General features: G+C 63.8%; 18 protein-coding genes. All 18 read right to left on the reverse strand.

Annotation, left to right across the window (positions count from 1 at the left end; translation table 11 throughout):
* Positions 1–75: 75 nt before the first annotated feature.
* Positions 76–789, reverse strand: a complete 714-nt coding sequence (locus ACE3TY_RS20730; protein ID WP_374656588.1) for an ATP12 family chaperone protein — start codon at positions 787–789, stop codon at positions 76–78.
* A 2-nt stretch (positions 790–791) separates the two neighbouring features.
* A complete protein-coding gene (locus ACE3TY_RS20735; protein ID WP_374656590.1) occupies positions 792–2,858 on the reverse strand; it encodes an AsmA family protein in 2,067 nt (688 codons plus the stop codon).
* 156 nt (positions 2,859–3,014) lie between these two features.
* Positions 3,015–3,734: an HAD-IA family hydrolase gene (locus ACE3TY_RS20740; protein WP_374656592.1), complete on the reverse strand. Its 720-nt coding sequence runs from the start codon at positions 3,732–3,734 to the stop codon at positions 3,015–3,017.
* Positions 3,706–4,719, reverse strand: coding sequence for an RluA family pseudouridine synthase (locus ACE3TY_RS20745; RefSeq protein WP_374656594.1), 1,014 nt, complete (start codon positions 4,717–4,719; stop codon positions 3,706–3,708). The genes ACE3TY_RS20740 and ACE3TY_RS20745 overlap by 29 nt, the downstream gene beginning before the upstream one ends.
* A gap of 25 nt (positions 4,720–4,744) precedes the next feature.
* Positions 4,745–5,401, reverse strand: coding sequence for a cysteine hydrolase family protein (locus tag ACE3TY_RS20750; RefSeq protein ID WP_374656596.1), 657 nt, complete (start codon positions 5,399–5,401; stop codon positions 4,745–4,747).
* Between the two features lie 310 nt (positions 5,402–5,711).
* Entirely contained in the window at positions 5,712–7,043 is a 1,332-nt protein-coding gene (locus ACE3TY_RS20755; RefSeq protein WP_374656598.1) for a replication-associated recombination protein A, read from the reverse strand.
* An 18-nt stretch (positions 7,044–7,061) separates the two neighbouring features.
* Positions 7,062–8,462: a Do family serine endopeptidase gene (locus ACE3TY_RS20760; RefSeq protein ID WP_374656600.1), complete on the reverse strand. Its 1,401-nt coding sequence runs from the start codon at positions 8,460–8,462 to the stop codon at positions 7,062–7,064.
* A gap of 139 nt (positions 8,463–8,601) precedes the next feature.
* Positions 8,602–9,021, reverse strand: a complete 420-nt coding sequence (rplQ, locus tag ACE3TY_RS20765; RefSeq protein ID WP_374656602.1) for a 50S ribosomal protein L17 — start codon at positions 9,019–9,021, stop codon at positions 8,602–8,604.
* Between the two features lie 174 nt (positions 9,022–9,195).
* Positions 9,196–10,209: a DNA-directed RNA polymerase subunit alpha gene (locus ACE3TY_RS20770; protein WP_374656604.1), complete on the reverse strand. Its 1,014-nt coding sequence runs from the start codon at positions 10,207–10,209 to the stop codon at positions 9,196–9,198.
* Between the two features lie 160 nt (positions 10,210–10,369).
* Entirely contained in the window at positions 10,370–10,774 is a 405-nt protein-coding gene (gene rpsK, locus ACE3TY_RS20775; RefSeq protein WP_320502906.1) for a 30S ribosomal protein S11, read from the reverse strand.
* A gap of 21 nt (positions 10,775–10,795) precedes the next feature.
* A complete protein-coding gene (gene rpsM / locus ACE3TY_RS20780; protein ID WP_374656606.1) occupies positions 10,796–11,173 on the reverse strand; it encodes a 30S ribosomal protein S13 in 378 nt (125 codons plus the stop codon).
* A 182-nt stretch (positions 11,174–11,355) separates the two neighbouring features.
* Positions 11,356–12,012 (reverse strand): adenylate kinase, encoded by a 657-nt coding sequence (locus ACE3TY_RS20785; protein WP_374656608.1) that lies wholly within the window; start codon positions 12,010–12,012, stop codon positions 11,356–11,358.
* Positions 12,009–13,358: a preprotein translocase subunit SecY gene (gene secY / locus ACE3TY_RS20790; protein WP_374656610.1), complete on the reverse strand. Its 1,350-nt coding sequence runs from the start codon at positions 13,356–13,358 to the stop codon at positions 12,009–12,011. Before secY ends, ACE3TY_RS20785 begins: the two co-directional genes overlap by 4 nt.
* A 94-nt stretch (positions 13,359–13,452) precedes the next feature.
* A complete protein-coding gene (rplO, locus tag ACE3TY_RS20795; protein WP_374656612.1) occupies positions 13,453–13,938 on the reverse strand; it encodes a 50S ribosomal protein L15 in 486 nt (161 codons plus the stop codon).
* Positions 13,939–13,949: 11 nt separating this feature from the next.
* Positions 13,950–14,135 (reverse strand): 50S ribosomal protein L30, encoded by a 186-nt coding sequence (rpmD, locus tag ACE3TY_RS20800; RefSeq protein ID WP_374656614.1) that lies wholly within the window; start codon positions 14,133–14,135, stop codon positions 13,950–13,952.
* 15 nt (positions 14,136–14,150) lie between these two features.
* Entirely contained in the window at positions 14,151–14,720 is a 570-nt protein-coding gene (gene rpsE, locus ACE3TY_RS20805) for a 30S ribosomal protein S5 (RefSeq protein WP_374656616.1), read from the reverse strand.
* Positions 14,721–14,737: 17 nt separating this feature from the next.
* On the reverse strand, positions 14,738–15,100 hold the full coding sequence (gene rplR, locus ACE3TY_RS20810) for a 50S ribosomal protein L18 (RefSeq protein WP_374656618.1): 363 nt from the start codon (positions 15,098–15,100) through the stop codon (positions 14,738–14,740).
* 9 nt (positions 15,101–15,109) lie between these two features.
* On the reverse strand, positions 15,110–15,643 hold the full coding sequence (gene rplF / locus ACE3TY_RS20815) for a 50S ribosomal protein L6 (RefSeq protein ID WP_374656620.1): 534 nt from the start codon (positions 15,641–15,643) through the stop codon (positions 15,110–15,112).
* Positions 15,644–15,725: the final 82 nt, after the last annotated feature.

The following is a 15,725-nucleotide window of genomic DNA, read 5'->3' on the forward strand; positions in this document are numbered from 1 at the left end:
CGAAGATTCGCCGAACCCAAGAAAGAAGCGCCCCGCAAGGGCGGGAAAACGCCCCTTGAGGGCCGAAACGGGCCGCTAATCCTGAGCCAGCAGATCAAGAAAGCGCCGCGCCGCCACCAGATCGGCAAGCTGCGCCACGCGATGTGCGATCGCCTCCTGATCCTCGCCCCAGCGTTCCGACTGGTAGAGTTCGTCGAGCTGGGCGGCGTGGGCCGCCTGTTCCGGCGTGATCTCGCCTTCCATCACGGCAAGGCCGATCACCAGCGAGCCCGCGGCATGCACCAGGGTCGCCAGCGCCGCCAGGGCAAAATCGTCGTGGCCGTCGATGACACGTGTCAGCGCTTCCATCGTCGCCGGCGGCTGGGCTACGGCGACGATGCCGGATGTCGTCAGCAGCGACACATCGTAGCGGCGGCGCAGCCAGTCGAGCAGCGCGTCCCAGGCCTGGGCTTCGCGTTCGACCAACACCGGCGGCTCGGCGGCCCGGTAGCAGACGAGATCGGTCGCACCGTAGCCGGCAAGTTCGGGCACGATCCTGGCCCGTTCCGGCCGCACGCGGTCGATGGCGGTCGCCGCCAATTGCATCAGCGGCATGGAATGTGGGCGGACATGCTCGCTCTGCGCGTCCCATTCGGCGGCAATTGCCTGCGCCAGGGCCCGGCTCGGCAGGTCAAGCGCCAGCTTGCCCGGCGAGCGCAGCAATTTCCCGTCGAGAGCTACGTTCCAACCGCTCTCGCCCTTCTGGGCGGCGGCGGTTCTATAGAAGCGGCGCGGTGCCGTTGCCTGCATCGTCAATTCCCGAAAAGATCGTTGAGACCGTCGCCGATCGATTCCAGCGCCTTGCCGGTTTCCTTGCCGATCGACTTGGCGCCCTCACCCACGCCTTCGATCACCTGGCCGGCGCCTTCACCGACGCCTTCGATAACCTGGCTGCCGCCTTCGATGATCTTCTGCCCCGGCGTCGCGGATTTGCCTGCCTTGATGCCGGCATCGAGCGCCGAGCGGCAGGGATTGGGGCCAAGATCGTTGGATTCACCGAGACCCGTCACCGCCGCAAGCGCGCCAAAGGTCGCGAAATTGGCGGCACGCGTGGCAAAGCCCGCCGTGTTCTCGACAGCCCCGATCGGATCCGGCACCACATTGGGGCTGGAAAGCGAACCGCCGACATTCATCGGAACGGCAAGATTGGCAAGGTTGACCTGCTTCGACTGCGTGTCGAGATGCAGGTCGAGGCGTTCGTTCCGCAGATCGATATTGCCCGACCCCAGCACAGTGGCGCCCGGCGTATCGAGGACCAGGCCGCGCGACTGCGCGATGCCGTTCTTGATGTCGAAACGCGCCACCAGGCAATTGACCTGCGAGGCATCCTGGCTGCCGCCGATCGAAATGAGATTGAAAAGGTTGGCAAAGAGCAGGCGCACGAAGGAATTCCGCAGGCGCCCGCTGCCGGTTTCGAACAGGACGCTGCCATTGGCATCGGCCAGGAGATTGCGCAGCGACCCCGCGGGCCCGGCAAGCTCGACTTCGAGATTGGCATTCTTGGCCTGCAGCACGCCAGCAAGGCCCATGGTTTCGAGGAGCGGCACGGCGGCCACATCGTCGGCGCGGATGCGCGCCAGCAAGGGCGGCGGCGTCAGCATCGTGTCCAGGGTGCCGCCGGCGGAGAGCCGCCCATCGACCAGATTGCCGGTGACGTTCGTGAGCTGGAGCTTGCCGTCGCGCAGATGCAGTTCGATGCTGGCATTCTTGAGCGGATAGGGACCGTGCGCGAATTCCTGCGCGGTCCAGACCATGTCGGCATCGAGCATGTCGAGCTGCGGAACGACCCAGGGTTCGGCGGAAAAGGCACGGCCGTCCTTGGGGCCCTTGTCCGGACCCGACAGGACAGGTTCCAGCCCGAAATCCTTGCTGTCGAGCTTGGTCGAGGCCAGGCGCAGGCCGATGAAAGGCCGCGTCTGCCCGCGCGCATATTCAAGATCGCCGGTGAAGTCGCTCTCGCCCATGCGGCCGCTGGCGGTCGAGAGCTTGTACTGGCCCTTGGCGCCGGTGAGGTGGCCGGCGAGGCGATAGGGGCCGGTGCCGGGCAGCTTGAAATCGCCGAATTTCACTTCACCGTCGGCGGCCAGTGACAGATCGACGTCGATCCCTTCGAATTGCGCCGGGTCGGCCACTTGGCCACCGACGGTGAAGGCAATTGCGCCCGCCGTGCCCTTGAGGTCGAGGGGCAGCGGGCCTTGCGTGAACTGGCGCAGGGCACCGATCTGGCCTTCGGCGCTGAATGTCTCGCCGCCCATCGCCGCGCGCAAGGCAAGTTCGATGGGCGAACCTGGCCCGCTTGTCCTTGCGGTGAGGCTGTCGATATCGACCCGGCGATTGACGTCGCTTTCGCCGTCGTGCGAACGGATGCTGAGACGTTCGATCTGGACTTCGCCGACATGCGGGAGCGGTGCCGAGCCGCCCTCGCCATCGCCCATCACCCAATTGCCGACACCTTCGGCGTTGGTTTCGAGGAAGACGTCGGCGTCGGCCAGCACCAGTTTCCTGATGACAATTTCGTTGGAGATGAGGGGGATCAATTCGATCTGGGCATCGAGCCGGTCGAACTTCAGCATGGTGGGCTCGGTGCCCCAATCGGCATTGCGGAAGGTTACCTGGCTGACCGTCAAGGTCGGCGTCAGCGAGATGCCGAGTTCGACATTGCCGGCAAGGACCAGATCGCGCCCGGTCGCGGACTTCACCTGGGCGGCGATGAGATCCTTATAGGCATTGAAGTCGGTCGATTTGACAATGGCCACCAGCGTCGCCGCGAGACCTACCACCAGCATCAGCAAACCGGCCAGAATCGTCTTCAGCCGCATGTGGCGCTTCCTCCAAGTACAAGCCAGCCGATCGCAACCGCCCCAACCGTCATTGCCAGGCTAGACTCGGCAATCAGGCGCCATTGCCGAAATGTCGCCCGGGGATGGCGAAAGGGAGGCGGTTCGCGACGGCGGCCGACCACTCCGCCGCCGATTTTAGCGGCTGCTGGAAAGGGTTTGCAAACAGGCTATGAGGTCGCCGGGGGCAGCCAGGACCTCGTGCGCCCCGGCGGCACGCAATTCCTCCGCCTGATGGTAGCCCCAGCCGACCCCGATGGCGGTGGCTCCGGCGGCACGGGCCATTTCCATATCGAAGCTGGTATCGCCGATCATAACCGTTTCCGGGGCTTGGCAGGCCGTTTCGGCCATTGCCCGCTGGACCATGTCCGGATGCGGCTTGCTGAGCGCCAGGTCGGCGGTCTGCAGGGTGTGAAAGCATTCCCGCAGGCCATGCAGGGCCAAAGTATGCTCCAACCCCACCAGATTCTTGCCCGTGGCGACGCCGAGAAAGATATCCGGATGATCGAGGGCCAGGATCAGGTCCCGGATACCATCGTAAAGCGGCTCGGTGAGCCCCGCACCGGCCCGCAGGGCGCGGACGATAACCCGGTACTCTTCAGCGATCTCGGCCACCGTCGCCTCGTTTTCGCCCGGCAGCAGCCGGGCGATGGCGATTTCCAGCGTCAGCCCGACCTGGCGGCGGACCGCCTCCGGCGACGGCAGGGCCCGCCCGAACCGGCCGAAAGCGCCTTGCATGGCCGAAACGATATTGTGCTGGCTGTCGACCAGCGTGCCGTCGCAGTCGAAGATGATGAGGCGGAAATGACCGACCGGCGGCATGGGCCGGTCAGAACTCGAGGCCGGCAAAGGGGTCATGGTCCGGCTCGTTGGAGAATTCGAAGAATTTCCAGGTCTTCTGCATGTGCGGCGGCAGGGGTGCCGTCACGTTGATGATGCCGCGCGTGGGATGCGGGATGCGGATCGAGCGGGCATGGAGATGCAGCTGGTTGTCGAGCGATTCGCGGGCGAAATAAGCCTTGGCGCCGGCATATTTGCCATCGCCCAGGATCGGGGTGCCCAGCGCCACGCAATGGGCGCGCAGCTGGTGCGTGCGGCCGGTGAGCGGCATCAAGGCCAGCCAGGCCGCCTTGTCATGGGCGCGCTCGACGACGGCGTAATAGGTGACGGCATGCTTGCCCTCATCCTCGTCGATCTGCACGCGCTCGGCGGAACGCCTGCCGACGGCGGCGACACTTTGCTTGGCCAAGGGCGCATCGATCTTGCCTTCGTTCATCTTCGGGGCGCCGACGGTGATGGCCCAATAGACCTTCCGCGCGGTCTTGTGCTTGAAGGCGTCGGCAAGCTTCCGGGCGGCCGCCTGACTGCGCGCGAGCACGAGGCAGCCCGACGTGTCGCGATCGAGACGGTGCACCAGGCGCGGCCGTTCCGGCGCGTCGAACTGGAGCGCATCCAGCATCGCGTCGATATTGGTATCGAGTCCCGTCCCGCCCTGCACGGCAAGGCCTGCCGGCTTGTTGAGGACGATGACATCGGCATCCTTGAAGAGGACCGCCTTGCGCAAGGCTTCCGCATCCTTGGCGCTGATCGGCTTGGGAGCGCTGGGCAGATCCATGTCCGGGCGCGGCTCATTGGCATCGCCCAGGGGCGGCACGCGCACCACCATGCCGGCCTCGAGGCGGTCGGCGGCCTTGGCGCGCTTGCCATCGACGCGCACCTCGCCCTTGCGCAGCAGCTTTTCCAGCCGCCCGTGGGTGAGATGCGGGAACCTGCGCTTGAACCAGCGGTCGAGGCGCTGGTCGCCGTCCGACGCGGTGACGGTGAATTGCTGAACGCCACTCATGACGAATGGCCGGCATGAATGTTCATCAGGCGGCTTGCCGGCTGCGCGACAGCCAATCCAGGAGCTTTTCGGTGGCCATCAGATAGACGCCGATCTGGGCCAGTTCGTTGAGGCCGGCATCGGTGGCGCCAGAGATGGCATCCGTCGCCAGCACCATGCGGAAATCGCGGTTGGCGGCGGCATAGACGCTGGAGCGGGGCGAGGTCGAGAAGTCGGTGCCGCAGATGACGATGGTGCTGATGCCCAGCGCTTTCAGATGTTCCTCGACCGGAGTCTGGAAAAAGGCGGAGAGACGCGGCTTATAGCCGATCCACTCCCTGGGTCCGATTTCCTGCAGCTTGCCGTCGAGCAGCAGTTCCGGCTCGATGCGCTGCGCGGTGTCCGGCTTCAATTCGTCGATGAGTTCACAGCCCGACGTGCCCGGCATGACGATGCGCTGGCCGGATTCGATCTGCGCCCGGTGGCAGAGATCGACATTGGAACCGTTACAACGATAGAGCCGCACCATATGCACGATGGGCGCATTCAATTGCCGGAAGGCCTGGGTCAGGCGCTGCATCTGCGGCACGGCGGACATCGAACCGCTGACAGCGGCGGGACCGTTGGGCAGAATGAAATCGCGCTGGGCGTCGATGGTAATAAGGGCTACTCGATCGCGTTCGGGCGAAAGATAATCTTGCATTCTGACAACTCGCCTTGTTGCAGCGGTTTGGCCGCCACCACCCCGAATGTCCGCTTGGCCTGCCTTATGGCTTGATGCCTTGCAGCGGAACATCCCCCATTGGGATTGCCTATGCTTGTCTAGGCGTTCTGGCCGGACCCTAACCAACGCTATTTGGACCGACAAGCCCTTCATCTTGCATGGCGACGCCGCCTTCCCTGCAAACCTTGCCCCTTGCCTTTTGGCACGAATTGCGCGCCGGATTTCATGGATCCGTCGTTAACCCTTGACCACCCGAACTAAACCGAACGGTCTAGGTGTGGATTGCGGTTCAATCCAGGTCTTCTTCCTGGCGCTTCTCGGCCACGGCGCGCGCCTGCTGGCGCTTGGCGCGCAGCTTCTCCCAATATTCCTGCCGCTTGAGTAGGTCGCGTTCGAAGCCTCGCTCCACGGGGCGATAGAAACGCTCGCGGCGCATGCCATCGGGAAAGTAGTTCTGACCTGAAAAGCCGTCCTCGGCATCATGGTCGTAATCGTAGCCGGCGCCGTAGCCGAGCTGGCTCATCAGCTTGGTCGGCGCATTGAGGATATGCTTTGGCGGCATGAGCGAGCCGTTGGCCTTGGCGGCCCGCCGCACCGCATTATAGGCCTTGTAAGCCGCGTTCGATTTGGGGGCGGTGCCCAGATAGATCACCACCTGCGCCAGCGCCAGTTCGCCCTCGGGCGAGCCCAGGCGCTTATAGGTATCCCACCCGGCCAGGGCCTGCGGGAGTGCTTGCGGATCCGCCAAGCCGACATCCTCGACCGCGAAGCGCACCAGGCGCCTCGCGATATAGAGCGGGTCCTCTCCCCCATCCAGCATGCGCGCGAACCAATAGAGGGCGGCATCCGTATCCGACCCGCGCAGGGATTTGTGGAGAGCCGAGATGAGGTTGTAATGACCTTCCTGGGCCTTGTCGTAGAGTGGGGCGCGGCGCTGCACGGCCTTGCTCAAACCGGCCGGATCGAGCTCGATTTCGGGCGGCAGGCGGAAGAGTTCCTCGGCAAGGTTGAGCAGATAGCGGCCGTCGCCGTCGGCCATGTCGAGCAATGCCGCGCGCGCCGCCGCGTCGAGCGGCAGGCGATAGCCCATCAGATCCTCGGCCCGGGCCAGCAGCAATTCCTCGGCCGCCGCATCGAGCCGGTTGAGAACGAAGACCTGCGCCCGCGAGAGCAAGGCGGCGTTGAGCTCGAAAGACGGATTTTCGGTGGTGGCCCCCACCAGCACGATGGTGCCGTCCTCGACATAGGGCAGGAACCCGTCCTGCTGAGCCCGGTTGAAGCGATGGATCTCGTCGATGAAGAGCAGCGTGCCCTGCCCCATGCGCCGCCGCTCGCGGGCCGCCTCGAACACTTTCCGGAGGTCGGCGACACCCGAAAAGACCGCCGAGAGCAGTTCGAAATGGAGATCGACCCCATCGGCCAGAAGCTTGGCCAGCGTCGTCTTGCCGCAGCCCGGCGGGCCCCACAGGATCATCGACGAAACCTGGCCGGCCGCCAGCATGCGGGTGATGGGACCGTTGGGGCCGATGAGATGGTCCTGACCGACGATATCGGCGAGCTTCTGCGGACGCAGCCGGTCGGCGAGCGGTCGGGGTGCCTGGGATTCGAAGAGACCGCTCAATTCGTCCCCCGCCTTTCCTCAGTCGAGATCGAAGGTCTTGACCTTGCCGCCACGGTTGATCGTGATCGACCAAGGCGCCGGCGTCTGCTCCATCAGGCGCGCAAGATCCGCCGCCGTCACGATCTTCTCCTCGTTCAGCTTGACGATCACGTCGCCGGATTCGAAGCCAACCCGGTCAGCGATGCTGCCGCGCTTGATCTTGGCGATGGCGACGCCGTCCCAGGCGCTGATATTGAGCTCGTCGGCGGTGGCCGGCGACAGATTAACGATGAGCGCGCCGGACAGCGGCTGGCGGCCGTCGAGCAGCGTTTCGCCGGGTGCCGGCTGGTCCGGCGGAGCGACAAGATCGACCGACAGATCGACGGCCTCGCCCTTGCGCAGGAGATTGAGCGTCGCCTTCTCGCCCACGGGCAAGGTGGCGAGGCGGAAGCGCAGGCCTTCCGGATCCTCGACCTCGCGGCCATTGACGCCGACGATGATGTCGCCGGGCTTGACGCCGGCATCCTCGGCCGGACCGTCGGCATAAAGCTGCTGCACGACGACGCCGACCGGGCGAGGCAGCCCCAGGCTCTGGGCGATGTCGTTGGTGACGGCTTCACCGGCGGCGCCGATCCAGGGCCGCACCAGCTTGCCGCCATTGCCTTCCGCCTTGATCACCGCCGCCACCATGTTGCTGGGGATGGCAAAGCCGATGCCGACCGACCCGCCGGTCTTGGAGAAGATGGCGGTCGGGATGCCGATGAGCTTGCCGTCGGTGGAAATCAGGGCGCCGCCGGAATTGCCGGGATTGATGGCGGCATCGGTCTGGATGAAATAGCCGAAATCGCCGATACCGGTATTGGTGCGGGCGACCCCGGAGACGATGCCGGAGGTAACGGTCTGCCCGACGCCGAACGGATTGCCGATGGCCAGCACCAGGTCACCTACTTCGAGATCGTCGGAATCGCGCAAGGAGAGGACCGGCAGCGCCTCGCCCTTGGTCTCGACCCGGAGAAGCGCCAGGTCGAGCCGCTCCTCGGCGGCGATCACCTTGGCCTCGAACTCGCGCTTGTCGTTGAGCACGACCCGGATCTGGTCGGCGCCGTTGATGACATGGTTGTTGGTGACGATGAGCCCGTCGGTGCGCACGATGACACCCGAACCCAGCGCGCCGCGAACCCGCTCCTTGGGCTCGCCGGATTTGAACTGGTCACCGAAGAACTGGCGAAAGAACGGATCATCGAAGAAAGGCGAGGATTGGCGCTCCTTCACCACCGTCCGGGTATAGATGTTGACCACGGCCGGAGCCGCCGCCTTCACCAGTGGTGCGAAGGTGAGGTCGATCTGCCCCTGCGATCGCGGCACCGTGTCCTGGGCCAGAGCCGACAGCGCCGGGCCCAGCAGAAGCACGGCCAGCAAGCAGGATACGAGCGACTTCATGTGACCTGGCATCCTTCTTCACCTCGTCATCCTTGGATCAAGCCCGAGGATGACGTTGCCTTTAACAGAGATGATAGCAAAAAGGGCGGCCGACAAGGCCGCCCTTTCGCAACTTCCTGGGGCTTGCAGCCCAGCCTCTTTAGGCCGCTTCGGATTCGCCCGCATTCTGCTTCGGGCCCGAATCCTGGCCCTTGGCGCTGATGTCGCGATCGACGAACTCGATCACGGCCATCGGCGCCATGTCGCCATGACGGAAGCCGGCCTTGAGTACGCGGGTGTAGCCGCCGGCGCGGGCCTTGTAGCGGGTGGCCAGGGTGGTGAGGAGCTTTTCGACCAGCTTCTCGTCCTGCAGCTGCGCGATCAACTGACGGCGCGCGGCGAGGCCGCCCTTCTTGCCGACGGTCACCAGGCGCTCGACGATCGGACGCAGATCCTTCGCCTTGGGCAGGGTGGTCGTGATCTGCTCGTGCTTGATCAAGGCCTGCGAGAGATTCATGAACAGCGCCTTACGATGGCTGCTGGTGCGGTTGAGCTTGCGGCCCTTCAAACCGTGACGCATGACGTTGGCTCCTTACATCTTCTGGCCTGCGGCTGTTGCCGGCGACATCGGTCGGCGGCGGCGGCAGATCCGATCGCAATCCCAAATCCGGCGCAGAACCTGGTCCCGGGCACGGCAGGGGCGGGTCACCATGACCCTATCGGGCCGGCTTTCGGCCGGCCCGGAATTTCAAACTCAATAAGGCTCGTCGAGACGGCGGGCCAGGTCTTCGATGTTCTCCGGCGGCCAGTTCGGGATTTCCATGCCGAGATGGAGACCCATCTGGGCGAGGACTTCCTTGATCTCGTTCAAGGATTTGCGGCCGAAATTCGGCGTGCGCAGCATTTCCGCTTCGGTCTTCTGAACGAGATCGCCGATATAGACGATGTTGTCGTTCTTGAGACAGTTGGCCGAACGCACCGAAAGCTCGAGCTCGTCGACCTTCCTGAGCAGGTTGCGGTTGAACGGCGGCTCGGAGGTAGCGACTTCGGCAACGGCCTGGGTCGGCTCTTCGAAGTTGATGAAGAGCTGCAGCTGGTCCTGGAGGATGCGGGCGGCGATCGCCAGCGAATCTTCCGGGGTCACGGCACCGTTGGTCTCAATCGACAGCGACAGGCGGTCATAGTCGGTGACCTGGCCGACGCGGCTGTTGTCGATCTTGTAGGAGACCTTCTTCACCGGCGAGAAGATGGCATCGACCGGAATGAGGCCGATGGGCGCGTCTTCCGGGCGGTTATTGGCGGCCGGAACATAGCCCTTGCCGGCTTCGACGGTGAATTCCATCGAGAGATTGGCGCCCTGGTCGAGCGTGCACAGGACCAGATCCGGATTGAGGATCTCGATGTCGTGGCCGACTTCGATCTGGCCGGCCTTCACTTCGCCCGGCCCCTGCGCCTTCAGGCGCATGCGCTTCGGCCCGTCGCCGCCCATGCGCAAAGCGATCTGCTTCACGTTGAGGACGATGTCGGTCACGTCTTCGCGCACACCCGGGATCGAGCTGAATTCATGCAGCACGCCATCGACATGGATCGCGGTCACGGCGGCGCCCTGCAGCGAGGAGAGCAGCACGCGCCGCAGCGCGTTGCCGAGCGTCAGGCCGAAGCCGCGCTCAAGCGGTTCCATGATGAGGGTGCCGCCGCGCTTGGCGTCGTGGCCGGCATCGAACTTCTTGTTCGGCTTAATCAGTTCGGTCCAGTTCTTCTGAATCACGAGGGCGTATCCTTTCTCAAATCCGGCCGGGAACCATTCTGTCGTACCCGGGCCGGCGATCCGATTTCTGCTGTGGTCCTGAAACACGTGTGGCGGGAAGCGTTGCTTCCCGCGCACGTCGCAAATGGTGCCGGCTGAACGCGCCGGAACCGAATTCCTATTAGACGCGGCGGCGCTTGGGCGGGCGGCAGCCGTTATGCGGGATCGGCGTCACGTCGCGGATCGAGGTGATGGTGAAGCCGGCGGCCTGCAGCGCCCTGAGCGCGCTCTCGCGGCCCGAACCCGGACCCTTCACTTCGACCTCGAGCGTCTTGACGCCATGCTCCATCGCCTTCTTGGCGGCGACGTCGGCAGCGACCTGGGCGGCATACGGGGTCGACTTACGCGAACCCTTGAAGCCCTGCGCGCCGGACGAGGCCCAGGCGACGGTATTGCCCTGATCATCCGTGATGGTGATCATGGTGTTGTTGAACGACGCGTTCACATGGGCAATGCCCGAGGTGATGTTCTTGCGCTCGCGCTTACGTACGCGACCCGCCTGTGCGGCTGCTGCAGCTTTCGCCATTTTATCGTCCGATCCTTAAAATTACTTCGTCGCCTGCTTCTTGCCGGCGATGGCAACCGCCTTGCCCTTGCGGGTGCGGGCATTGGTATGGGTGCGCTGGCCGTGGACCGGCAGGCTCTTGCGGTGACGCAGGCCCTTGTAACAGCCCAGATCCATCAGGCGTTTGATATTGATGGCAACCTGGCGGCGCAGATCGCCTTCGACCATGTAATCCTGGTCGATGGTTTCGCGGATCTTACCAACTTCGGCGTCGGTCAGCTGATGCACGCGGCGTTCGGCCGGAATACCGACCTTCGCGCAGATCTCGCCGGCCTTCTTGGGGCCGATGCCAGTGATATAGGTCAGTGCGATGACCACCCGCTTTTGCGTCGGAATGTTCACGCCAGCAATACGCGCCACGTCGGCTCTCCTTAAATCATGCGATCAACGTCAATCTCTCAAGATTGACGCAAGTCGAAACGCCCGAACCCCAGGGTTCAGCCGGGTGGGTCGAGAAGGCGCGCATTATATGGCTAAATGCCCGCCCGTCAACCATCCGACCGCATTCGAGGCGATTCTATTTTGTTAAGAAAATCAAAAGGTTAAAGCTTGATCTTCGTTAACGCCTGTTCGATCTGTTCAGTGACTTCATCAAGTTCCGCCATGCCGTCCACCTGATGCAACAGTCCCTTGCCCTTGTAATAGGGCAGAATCGGGGCCGTCTGCTGGCGATAAGCAACCAGCCTGGCTTTGACCGTCTCGGCATTGTCGTCCTTGCGGCGGGTGAAGTCGGTCCCACCGCAGGAATCGCAAACGCCGGCAACTTTCGGCTTCTGGAATTTGTCGTGATAGCCGGCACCGCATTTGGCGCAGGCATAGCGGCCGGAGATGCGCTCGACCAGCGCATTCTCATCCACCGCGAGTTCGATGACGCCGTCGATCCTGGCCTTGTGCCGCGCCAGCATTTCGTCGAGTGCGGTCGCCTGGCCTTCGGTACGCGGGAAGCCGTCGAGGACGAAACCGTCCTTGCAGTCCGGCTGCTCGATGCGCTTTTCGATCATGCCGATGACGATGGCGTCCGGCATCAGCTGGCCGGCATCCATGACGCGCTTGGCTTCGGCCCCCAGCGGCGATCCCGAGGCCACTTCGGCGCGCAGCATGTCGCCGGTGGACAGCTGAACGAGGTGATGGCGATCGTAAAGTCGCTTGGCCTGGGTCCCCTTACCCGCACCCGGCGGGCCCAGTAGAATCAGTTTCATCCCCGCCGCCCCTTCAGCTTGGACTTCTTCAACAGACCTTCATACTGATGCGCCAGCAGATGCGAATGGATCTGCGCCACCGTATCCATCGTCACCGAAACGACGATGAGCAGGCTGGTGCCGCCGAAATAGAACGGCATGGCGTAGTTGGCGATCAGGATTTCCGGCAGCGCGCAGATGACCGCGAGATAGGCGGCACCGATGACGGTGAGGCGCGTCAGCACATAGTCGAAATATTCAGCCGTATTCTTGCCCGGACGGATGCCGGGCAGGAAACCGCCATGCTTCTTCAGATTCTCGGCCGTGTCTTCCGGATTGAAGACGATCGCCGTGTAGAAGAAGGCGAAGAAGACGATGAGGGCGACGTAGGAAACGATGTAGAGCGGGCGGCCATGGCCGAACAGCGTCATCGCTTCCTGCAGCCAGCCCGGCGTGTCGGCGCCCGTGCCGTAGAAACCGGCGACGGTCAGCGGCAGCAGCAGGATCGAGGAGGCGAAGATCGGCGGAATGACGCCGGAGGCGTTGAGCTTCATCGGCAGATGCGAGGATTCGCCGCCGAACATGCGATTGCCGACCTGGCGCTTGGGGTATTGCACGATGAGGCGGCGCTGCGCGCGCTCGAAGAAGACGATGCCGGTGATCACGGCGACCGCGAGCACGGCGAAGATGAAGACGAGGAGGCCCGAGATCGAGCCGGCCCAGAGCTGCTCGAGGAGCTGGCCCAGTGACGTGGGCAGGCGCGAGACAATGCCGGCGAAAATGATGAGCGAAATGCCGTTGCCGATGCCCCGCGCGGTGATCTGCTCGCCAAGCCACATCAGGAACATGGTGCCGCCGGTCAGCGTGAAGACCGTGACGAAGACGAACATCATGCCGGGATTGATGACGGCGCCGCCAGAGGGACCGGCCATGTTCTGCAGGCCGTTGGCCATGCCGAAGGCCTGGACCATGGCGAGAATGACGGTGCCGTAGCGGGTGTACTGGTTGATCTTCTTGCGGCCCGACTCGCCTTCCTTCTTCCAGGCCTCGAGCTGGGGCGAGACGGAGGTCAGGAGCTGCATGATGATCGAGGCGGAAATGTACGGCATGATGCCGAGCGCGAAGACCGTCATGCGGCTGATGGCGCCGCCGGCGAACATGTCGACCATGCCGAGCACGCCGCCCGAATGCTGCTGGAAGATGGCGGCAAAGGCCGCGGCATCGATTCCGGGAAGCGGGATATAGGCGCCGATGCGGGCGACGATGAGGGCGCCCAGCGTGAACCAGATGCGCGCCTTGAGCTCTTCGGCCTTGGCGAAGGCGCCGAAATTGATATTGGCGGCAAGTTGTTCAGCAGCGGAGGCCATTCTTTACCTATCGGCGCGTCGGAACGGGGGAATCTGGTTGGATATGGTGATCGGCCCCCCGATTGTCATCGGGAGGCCGATTGTTCCTTGAGACTTAGGCGGCCGCATCCTTGGGTGGCTTCGGCGCCTTGATGGTCACCGAACCGCCGGCCTTTTCAACCGCGGCGATGGCCGATTTCGTGGCACCGACGACCGTGATGCTGATCTTGGCCCTCAGTTCGCCCTTGCCCAGCAGGCGCACGCCGTCGCGCACGCGGCCGATGAGGCCGGCGGCCTTCAAGGCCTTGCCGTTGATCGGCTTCGAGGCATCGAGGCGCTTGGCTTCGATCGCATCCTGGAGAGCGCCGAGGTTCACCTCCGAGAAGTCGAGACGGAAGATGTTGTTGAAGCCGCGCTTGGGCAGGCGCCGATAGAGCGGCATCTGGCCGCCCTCGAAGCCATTGATGGCGACGCCCGAACGACCATGCTGGCCCTTGCCGCCGACGCCGGCGGTCTTGCCCTTGGTCGAACCGATACCGCGGCCGACGCGGATGCGCTTCTTGCGCGCACCCGGATTATCGGAAAGCTGATGAAGCTTCATGATGGATTCCCTTACTTCACCGGTTCGATCAGCAGCAGGTGCTGGACCTTGCGGATCATGCCGCGGATCGAGGGCGTGTCTTCGACGACCTTCGAGCGGTTCATCTTGTTGAGCCCGAGAGCCTTCAGCGTGTCCTGCTGGTCGAACTTGCGACCGATAGTGCTGCCGACCTGGGTGATTTTGACTTTGTCAGCCATTTTTCAGTTCCCCCGTTATTCGCGGGCTTCGGCGGCGGCGTCCTTGCGGCCAATCACGTCGCTCACCTTCTTGCCGCGGCGGGCAGCCACGGAACGGGGCGAGGAGCAATGATTGAGCGCGTCGAACGCGGCGCGGATCATGTTATGCGGGTTGGAAGTGCCGACCGACTTGGCGACCACATCGTTGACGCCGAGCGCTTCGAAGATCGCACGGACCGGACCGCCGGCGATGATGCCCGTACCGGCATCGGCGGCGCGCAGCACGACGCGGCCGGCGCCGTAATGACCGGTCACGTCATGATGGAGCGTGCGGCCTTCGCGCAACGCCACGCGGATCATGCCGCGCTTGGCATGTTCGGTAGCCTTGCGGATGGCTTCCGGCACTTCGCGCGCCTTGCCCGAGCCGTGACCGACGCGGCCCTTGCCGTCGCCCACCACAACGATCGCGGCAAAGCCGAAGCGCTTACCACCCTTCACCACCTTTGCAACGCGGTTGATGCCGACGAGCTTTTCGATGAGCTCGACCTCGGTCTCCCGCTCGCGGCGCTCGCGGTCGCGGCGCTCGCTCTTCGCTGGTTTGGCCATGATTTCCGGTCCCTTCCTTAGAACGCCAGCCCGCCTTCGCGGGCAGCGTCGGCCAGGGCCTTGACCCGACCGTGGTAAATGTAACCGCCGCGATCAAACACGACTTCCTTGATGCCCTTGGAGACGGCACGCTCGGCAATGAGCTTGCCGACGGCCTTCGCGGCATCGATGTTGGCGCCGGTCTTGAGCTTGCCCTTCAGCTCCTTATCGACCGTCGAAGCGGCGGCGAGCGTGTTGCCGCTGACATCGTCGATGATCTGAACGTAGATGTGCAAGCTCGAGCGGAACACCGACAAACGCGGGCGTCCGATCGCATTCTTCCGGATCGAGGTCCGGACGCGCGCCTTGCGGCGCTCGAAAAGTTCTTTCGCTTTCGACATGTCCAGCCCTTACTTCTTCTTGCCTTCCTTGCGCAGGATGGTCTCGTCCGAATACTTGATGCCCTTGCCCTTGTAGGGTTCCGGCTTGCGGTATGCGCGGATTTCCGAGGCCACCTGGCCGACCTTCTGCTTGTCGAACCCGGTAATCGAGATCGACGTCGGCTTATCGCACTTCACCGTGATGCCTTCCGGGATCGGATAGCTCACGTCATGGGAATAGCCGAGATTGAGCTGCAGGTTCTTGCCCTGGACGGCAGCACGGTAACCGGTGCCGTTGATCTCGAGAATCTTGGTGAAGCCCTTGGAGACGCCTTCGACCATGTTCTTGAGATTGGCGCGCGTGGCGCCCCAGCTCATGCGAGCCTGCTTCGTTTCGGTGATGGGCTTCACCCACACCTTGTCGCCCTCGACCTTCACTTCGACATGGGCCGAGATCGGCAGCCTCAGGGCGCCGAGCTTGCCCTTCACCGTGGCCAAGCCACCGGCGAGGTCGACGCTGACACCTTGCGGCAGGGCGACGGGATTTTTACCAACGCGAGACATGACTTGGGTCCTCCTCGCTTAGAATACGCGGCACAGCACTTCGCCACCCACGTTCTGGGTGCGCGCTTCGCTGTCCGAGAGG

The sequence above is a fragment of the Dongia sp. genome, assembly GCF_041918875.1.
Lineage (GTDB): Bacteria > Pseudomonadota > Alphaproteobacteria > Dongiales > Dongiaceae > Dongia.

Excerpts from the sequence above, each read along its gene's own strand:
- ACE3TY_RS20750 (WP_374656596.1), bottom strand. The coding sequence starts at position 5,401 with ATGCAAGATTATCTTTCGCCCGAACGCGATCGAGTAGCCCTTATTACC.
- rplO (WP_374656612.1), bottom strand. The coding sequence starts at position 13,938 with ATGAAGCTTCATCAGCTTTCCGATAATCCGGGTGCGCGCAAGAAGCGC.
- rplR (WP_374656618.1), bottom strand. The coding sequence starts at position 15,100 with ATGTCGAAAGCGAAAGAACTTTTCGAGCGCCGCAAGGCGCGCGTCCGG.
- ACE3TY_RS20760 (WP_374656600.1), bottom strand. The coding sequence starts at position 8,462 with ATGAAGTCGCTCGTATCCTGCTTGCTGGCCGTGCTTCTGCTGGGCCCG.
- rpmD (WP_374656614.1), bottom strand. The coding sequence starts at position 14,135 with ATGGCTGACAAAGTCAAAATCACCCAGGTCGGCAGCACTATCGGTCGC.
- ACE3TY_RS20730 (WP_374656588.1), bottom strand. The coding sequence starts at position 789 with ATGCAGGCAACGGCACCGCGCCGCTTCTATAGAACCGCCGCCGCCCAG.
- rpsE (WP_374656616.1), bottom strand. The coding sequence starts at position 14,720 with ATGGCCAAACCAGCGAAGAGCGAGCGCCGCGACCGCGAGCGCCGCGAG.
- ACE3TY_RS20785 (WP_374656608.1), bottom strand. The coding sequence starts at position 12,012 with ATGAAACTGATTCTACTGGGCCCGCCGGGTGCGGGTAAGGGGACCCAG.
- ACE3TY_RS20745 (WP_374656594.1), bottom strand. The coding sequence starts at position 4,719 with ATGAGTGGCGTTCAGCAATTCACCGTCACCGCGTCGGACGGCGACCAG.
- rplQ (WP_374656602.1), bottom strand. The coding sequence starts at position 9,021 with ATGCGTCACGGTTTGAAGGGCCGCAAGCTCAACCGCACCAGCAGCCAT.
- ACE3TY_RS20735 (WP_374656590.1), bottom strand. The coding sequence starts at position 2,858 with ATGCGGCTGAAGACGATTCTGGCCGGTTTGCTGATGCTGGTGGTAGGT.
- rpsK (WP_320502906.1), bottom strand. The coding sequence starts at position 10,774 with ATGGCGAAAGCTGCAGCAGCCGCACAGGCGGGTCGCGTACGTAAGCGC.
- secY (WP_374656610.1), bottom strand. The coding sequence starts at position 13,358 with ATGGCCTCCGCTGCTGAACAACTTGCCGCCAATATCAATTTCGGCGCC.
- rplF (WP_374656620.1), bottom strand. The coding sequence starts at position 15,643 with ATGTCTCGCGTTGGTAAAAATCCCGTCGCCCTGCCGCAAGGTGTCAGC.
- ACE3TY_RS20740 (WP_374656592.1), bottom strand. The coding sequence starts at position 3,734 with ATGACCCCTTTGCCGGCCTCGAGTTCTGACCGGCCCATGCCGCCGGTC.